General features: G+C 59.4%; 1 protein-coding gene and 2 pseudogenes. 1 reads left to right on the top strand and 2 read right to left on the bottom strand.

The genetic code is table 11. From position 1 onward, the window contains the following. Positions 1-400 (bottom strand): annotated as a pseudogene (locus DD606_RS24790) (isochorismate synthase); the annotation flags it as partial. 188 nt (positions 401-588) lie between these two features. Here DD606_RS24790 and fepB point away from each other — a divergent pair. Further along, positions 589-1,548: a Fe2+-enterobactin ABC transporter substrate-binding protein gene (gene fepB, locus DD606_RS24785; RefSeq protein WP_023324291.1), complete on the top strand. Its 960-nt coding sequence runs from the start codon at positions 589-591 to the stop codon at positions 1,546-1,548. Positions 1,549-1,594: 46 nt separating this feature from the next. Here the strand turns inward: fepB and DD606_RS24780 are convergent. Then, positions 1,595-2,017 (bottom strand): annotated as a pseudogene (locus DD606_RS24780) (MFS transporter); the annotation flags it as partial.

Genomic DNA, 2,017 nt, shown 5'->3' with positions numbered 1-2,017 from the left:
CCACCATCTCCTCGAAAATCGGCTGCGGCGGGATCTCGGTGCGTTGTTGCACGTTCAGCGTCTGCGCGCCGGAGGCGTAGCGTGCGGACTGCTGACGCGCCGGGCGGGAGAAGGTTTGCCAGCGTTGCGGAATAAACAGCGATGACGGTTTGCGGGTATCGAAGGGGATCGCCCCTACCATCACCGGATGGGCAATGCCGCTGTTTTTCGCATTCCGGAAAGCCTGAGCTAATTTCTGCTGAAAGGGACCCGCCGGATCGTCACCGCCGACGGCGGGTTCAGAAAAACGGGCAAAACAGCCGGACGTGGTAAAACTGCGGTAAGGCGACATAAAGAAAAAGCTATCTGCTTGCAGCGTAGTCGCGGTGTGCTGAACTTCCTCAGCCAGGGACGTGTCCATATCATCCTCCTTAAAATGATAAAAGAAGCAATAATGATTATCATTTATATTTTCGTCGGCTAACCTAATCCCACATCGCCCCGCTGTCAACCGTCGGGCAAATAACTTGTGCGACAAACGCTTGCATCCCTTCCCTACAGCCCTGAAAATGAGAAGCATTATCTTCAATAAAATCAGGATGCCGCTCTGTGAAAATCGCTGCCGTTTGCCGCAATGCCCTTCTTTTAACAGGACTTTTTGTTTTAGGACTAACCTCAGCCGCCGCCGACGACTGGCCGCGCCAGGTCTCCGACAGCCGCGGCGTTCACACGCTTGAGAGCAAACCGACGCGCATTGTCTCCACCAGCGTGACCTTAACCGGCTCCCTGCTGGCCATTGACGCGCCGGTCATTGCCAGCGGAGCGACCACGCCGAACAACCGCGTGGCGGATGCGCAGGGCTTTTTACGTCAGTGGGGCGATATCGCGAAGCAGCGTAAGGTTGCCCGGCTGTACATCGGCGAGCCGAGCGCCGAAGCGGTCGCGGCCCAGATGCCGGACCTGATTTTGATCAGCGCCACAGGCGGGGATTCCGCGCTTGCGCTCTACGATCAGCTTTCCGCCATCGCGCCGACGCTTATCATCAATTACGACGACAAAAGCTGGCAGGAACTGCTGACCCAGCTGGGGACGATCACCGGGCAGGAGACACAGGCCGCAGAGCGCATCGCTGCCTTCGATAAACAGCTCGCCCAGGTGAAGCAGCAGATGAAGCTGCCGCCACAGCCGGTGAACGCCATCGTTTACACCGCCGCGGCACACACGGCGAACCTGTGGACGACAGACTCCGCGCAGGGCAAGCTGCTGCACCAGCTGGGCTTTACGCTGGCGGACCTGCCTGCCGGTTTGCAGACCTCAACAAGCCAGGGCAAGCGCCACGACATTATTCAGCTGGGTGGAGAAAATCTGGCGACGGGGCTGAACGGCGAAGGGCTGTTCGTGTTTGCCGGCGACCAGAAAGACGTGAATGCGATTTACGCCAATCCGCTGCTGGCGCATCTGCCGTCGGTGAAGAACAAGCGCGTCTGGGCGCTGGGAACGGAGACGTTCCGCCTGGATTATTACAGCGCGATGCTGGTGTTAGACAGATTGAATGCGTTGTTTAAGTAGGCATTTTTCCTCCCTCTCCCCGTGGGAGAGGGCCGGGGTGAGGGCATCAGGCCGCACCGTCGTTCAACGCAACCTCCTGCCTGAACCGCCGCAATTCCACCAGCGTCACCAGTAAGATCGCGCCAATCATCGCTAACACAAACCCGCTGCTGCTCGCCGACGCCACCGGGGTCATTATCGCCCCCATCCCGCCGAGGATCGCCGCGCCAATTGCATCGCCCGTCACGTTCTGCGCGGTCCACAGGCCGTTAATGCGCCCGAGCATCCCTTCCGGCGTCTGGGTCTGGATCAGGGTGTACTGTAAAAGCGAGCTGACCGCGCTCAGCCAGCCAAAAATCACCAGACACATCACCCCCAGCGCCCACACCGGCATCAGGCTGAAGAAACCAATCGCGATAAACGAGGCCAGCGTCGCCACCAGCATGATCAGCCCCGGTCTCGCGCTCTGCGCCAGGTTGCCGCTGGTCAG

Source organism: Enterobacter cloacae complex sp. GF14B (assembly GCF_004136805.1).
In the GTDB taxonomy this organism is placed as follows: domain Bacteria; phylum Pseudomonadota; class Gammaproteobacteria; order Enterobacterales; family Enterobacteriaceae; genus Enterobacter; species Enterobacter hormaechei_C.
The sequence above is the reverse complement of the archived record's forward strand: the minus strand, read 5'-3'. Positions and strand labels throughout refer to the sequence as shown.